Origin of the sequence: Kitasatospora sp. NPDC056783 (genome assembly GCF_042789895.1) — a bacterium.
GTDB lineage: Bacteria > Actinomycetota > Actinomycetes > Streptomycetales > Streptomycetaceae > Kitasatospora.
The window spans coordinates 1-4,608 of sequence record NZ_JBHUAF010000530.1; the positions used below are offsets into that span (position 1 = coordinate 1).

At 77.4% G+C, this 4,608-nt stretch carries 1 protein-coding gene; it reads right to left on the reverse strand.

Going from position 1 to position 4,608, the window contains the following annotated elements:
- Nucleotides 1-29: 29 nt before the first annotated feature.
- Nucleotides 30-4,608, reverse strand: a 4,579-nt coding sequence (locus ACFRMQ_RS38495; protein WP_380735537.1) for a DNA repair ATPase, incomplete at its 5' end; no start/stop codon positions are given.

Sequence of the window (4,608 nt, forward strand, 5' to 3'; positions counted from 1 at the left end):
TGCCCGGATGATCCCGGGACGGGATCTCCTCAGCCGCCCGCCCGCCAGGTGCGCTTCAACTCCGCCCAGCGCTCGGCCTGTTCCTCCGTCATCGTGCCGCGCAGCTCCGCCAGCTTCAGCAACTGGGCCTCGGCTTCGGCGCCCAGGGGCTGGGCCTCGGCGCGGTAGTGGTCGGTGAGGAGGGCGTCGAGCTCGGGGCGGGTGAGGGCGGGGTCGAGGCGCTGGGCGAGCTTGGCCATGTTGCGGTAGGAGCCCTGGAGGAGGAACGGGGGCTCGGTGCGGGTGCGGTCGTCCTGGGCGGCGGAGGCGAGGTAGGCGCGGTTGACGGCCAGGACGGTGGAGCGCAGGTGGAGCAGGCCGGCGAGGACGGCGGTCATCCGCTCGGTTTCGGCGGCGGGCCAGGAGGCGGCCAGGGTGCCGCCCGGCAGGCCGGCGGCGCGGGCGAGCAGGGTGTCGAGGTCGGCGCGCTCGGCGGTGGCGAGCGGGGCCAGGTGGGGACTGGCGGGCAGGGCGTTCTCGACGAAGCTGAGGGCGAAGAGGTCCTCGCGCCCGGCGACGGCGTCGCCGAGGTTCCAGACGTCGGCCCGGTTGGCGAGCATGTCGGGCAGCCGGAAGAGGCGCCCGGACTCGGTGTACGGGTTGGCGGCCATGACGACGGCGAAGCGCTTGCCGCGCAGGTCCCACTCGCGGGCCTCGCCGTCCCAGACGCCGTCGATCCGGCGCTGGGCGTCGCACAGCGGGATGAAGCGCTGGAGGAACTCGGGCGAGGTGTGCTGGACGTCGTCCAGGTAGAGCAGCACGTTGTCGCCCGCGTGCAGGGCGAAGTTGAGCTTCTCGACCTCGCGCCGGGAGGTGGCGTCGGGTGCCTCGGCCGGGTCCAGCGAGGTGACCCGGTGGCCGAGCGCGGGGCCGCTGACGGAGACCAGCAGCAGGCCGAGCCGCTCGGCGAGGTACTCGACCAGGGTGGTCTTGCCGTAGCCGGGCGGGGAGACCAGCAGCAGCAGGCCGCTGCGGTCGACCGGGCCGCCGGACCGCACGGTGCCGAGCTGCTTGGCGAGGTTGTCGCCGACCAGCGGCAGGTACACCTGGTCGATGAGCCGGTTGCGGACGAAGCCGTTGAGCGGGGCGGGCCGGTACTGGTCGAGCCGCAGCCGGGCGTGCTCGGCGGCCAGCAGCTCGCCGCGCAGCCGCTGGTAGGCCCGGTAGCCGGGCACCTCGACCCGCTCGAACTCGCCGACCCGGGCCAGCAGTTCGTCCAGCCTCAGGTCCAGTGCGCCGCCGGTGAGCCGAGGGTGGTCGCCGAGCAGCCCGGTGATCCGGGCGCTCACCGCCCCCTCGGCCGGGCGGCGCGGCAGGGACGGGCAGAGCAGGACGGCGGCGGCCTCGGCGAGGTCGGCCGGGTCGGCGTCGGCGGTGCCGGACTCCAGCCAGACGGCGGCGAGCCGGCGCCGCACCGGCAGCAGGTCCGGCTCCTCGGGCAGTGCGGCCAGCGCCTCGGTGAGGCCGGCCGACTCGGGTGCGGCGCGGAACTTGTCGAGCAGTGCGGCGGCGCCCGCCGAGTGGGCGAAGCTGGGGTCGGCGGCGGCCAGCTCGGCCACCAGGTACGGTCCTGCGGGCTCCGCGCCCGGGGCGAAGTCGTCGACTGCGGTGGTGAGTTCGGCCGCCAAGGCGTCCAGCGCTTCCAGTGCGGCCCGCGCCGGGGCGCCCCCGAAGGCGTCCCGGGCGAGGCCCAGCGAGCGGGCCCGGGTGCGCCAGAGCAGCCGCCGCCGTTCGTCGGTGCCGTGCGCCCAGTACAGCTGGGCGGCCGCCCGGGCGCCCGCCGGGTGGCTCAACAGGCCGGCTCCGTCGCCGAGTTCGAGCAGTGCGCGGAGCAGCAGCGCCGCGTCGTGGTCGTGCACGCCGCGCTGGTAACCCTCGTCCGGCCGCTGTTCGGCCGCCCGGCGGACGTACTCCAGCAGGTCGCCGTCGGTGGTCAGCGATCCCGGTTCGGCGGCCAGCAGCAGGCTCGCGGCGAGGTACTCGGCGCGGTAGAGCCGCGGGGTCTCCGAGGGCAGCGGGCGGTCCCAGTAGTGCTCGGTGGCGGCGAAGGCAGGGTCGGTGACGGGGGAACGGTAGTCGGTGCCGGTGAGGGTGAAGGCGGGGCGCCCGCGCCAGGGGACCAGGGCGAGTTCGGGCCGCTGGGTGGTGACGGCGAACAGGTGGCGGCCCAGCCGCAGCGTGCCGGGGCCGTCCCCGGCGAGGTCGGCGCGGTCGCGCAGGGCCCGCAGGGCGCGGCCGCGGGCGGCGCGCAGCCGTCCGGTCAGCTCCTCGGCCCGGACCCGGTCGCCGAGCGCCGTCAACTGCCCGGCCAGGTCGCGGAGTTTGACGGCGGTGGGGTCGGCGGCGAGGGCCGCCTCGATCTCCTCGTGGGTGCCGAGCGCGGCCAGCCGCCGGTGCAGGGTGTCGAGGACGCGCTCGGCGGAGGCGGCCAGCCGGTCGGCGCGCCGCGCCCGCTCCTCCAGCAGGTGCTGGCGGCGGGCGGTGAGCGCGTCGTGGATCTCGGTGCGCCGGTCGGCGAGCTGGTCGCCGAGGGCCGGGTCGGCGTCGGCGAAGCGGGTCTCCAGCTGCTCGATCCGCAGCAGCAGCCGGCCGAGCTGCTCGTCGCAGGTCTCGGGGGTGTCGGCGGCGGCGAGCGCGGCGGTGGTGGCCTGGCCGAGCAGGGCGGTCTCGGCGGCGAACTCGGCGGAGGCCTCGCGGGTGCGCAGTTCCCGGCGGCGCACGGTCAGCGTGGACCGGGCCCGGTTGAGCAGCCCGAGGACGTCGGCGAGCCGGTCGAGGATCGCGGTGCGAGTGGTGGCGTCGGCCAGGTCGAGGGTGCCGACCAGCTCCGAGACGGTCTGCAACGCCTCGCTCTGGGAGCCCAGTTCGAGGCCCAGCGGCTCGGCCTCGGCGGCGGTGGCGATGGCGGCGCAGCGCTCGGCCAGCTCGCCGGCCCGGCGGCGGTGCGGGTCGAAGGCGGTCGGCTCGGCGAGCTGGACGACGGCGCGGTCGGCGGCCTCGGCGAGGCCCTCGGCGAGGTGGGCGGCGAGCGCGTCGATCCGCTCCGGGTCGGCGCGCGGCAGGTCGCGCAGCGCCTCCACCCGGCCCTGGGCGCGGCGCAGCCCGGCGAGCCGGTCGACCCACTCGGCGGCATCGGCCAGGGTCTCGCCGCGGGCGGTGCGCAGCAGGCCCTCGACGTGCTCGGCGGCCTCGTCGCTCTGCCGGACGGCGTGCGCGGTGAGCTGGGCGACGGCCTCGTACTCGGCGACGACCTGCCGGGCGGTGTCGCGGATCTCGGCGAGCGGCGCGGCGAGGTCGCCCAGGCCGCCCTGGCCCAGCCAGTGGTGCCGGTCGGCGGTGCGGGTGCAGGCGGCGAGGACGGCCTGGTGGCCGGCCGGGGTGTCGGCGCCGGCCGCGGCCAGCCGGGCCAGCGCCAGGCAGTCGGCCAGGCCGCGGACCAGGTCGGCGTTGCCGATCCGGGCCAGCGGGCCGGTGCCGGGCGGCTGTTCGGCGGCGAAGCGCTCGCTGGTGAACGGCGTCTGCCAGCGCTGGACGGGGTGGAGCCGGGTCGGGCCGTCCTCGGCCGGGCGCAGCGCGATCAGGGTGCCGTCGGCGAGCAGCGCGTACCCCTGGCAGGGCAGCGGGGCGGCGGCCTCCTGGCGGACGCTGTTGTACGGCTGGAGCAGGGCGCGGCCGTCGGCGGGGGAGCGGAACTCGTACAGCACGTCCTCGCCGTTGGGCGACAGGACGGTGCGCTCGTACACCAGGCCGTCGACCGGCTGGTCGAAGGTGCGCACGGTGCCGTCCACCAGGTGGCAGCCGCCGGGGAAGGCCACGCCCTGGTCGGCGGGCAGCCGCAGGCAGGCCTGGCCGAGCGCGTCGATCCGGGTGATGGTGCCGGTGGGCAGGTGGACCACCAGGTGCCGTTCGGTCTCCTCCTGGTACGGGCGCACCCGCACCAGCAGCAGGGTGCCGAGCCGGGCGTGGGCGATCCGGGCGTCGGCGAGGGTCTGGAGGGCCTCGGCGAGCGGTTCGCGGTGCAGCTCGCGGCCGTCCGGGGTGGCGATGGTCAGCCGGCCGCCGTCGACGCCGACCAGCAGTTCGCCGGCCAGGCCGGCGCGCGGCGGGCGGCCGGGGCCGGCGGGCAGCTGGTCGTCCCGGGTGAGGGCCGTCCAGGGCAGCTGCTGGCCGTCGGCGGGGAGGTGGTCGCGCTCGCCGCGCCCGTCCAGGTAGGTGGCGCGGGTCTCGTCGTCCAGGCGCCAGCGCAGCACCCGGACGTCGGTGGCGGCCGGGCCGGTGCGGAAGACGGCGAGCAGCCGGCCGTCCACCGGGCGCAGCCGCTCCAGCCGGGCGTCGCGGAAGTAGCGGCGCAGGTCGGCGAGGTCCTGGCGGAGCCGGGGGTCGTCCAGCAGGGTGCCCTCGGCGGGCGCGGGGGAGAGGTCGGGGTGGTGCAGGCCGAGGAGGCCGGTGAAGTCCCCGGCGTCGTCGGGGCCTTCGGCCGTGCGGGTGGCGAGCAGCAGCTGCCCGCCGGTGGCGGTGAGGTCCCGCGGCAGGCAGGCCCGGGCGGTGGTGAGCCGTCCGGTGCCGGCC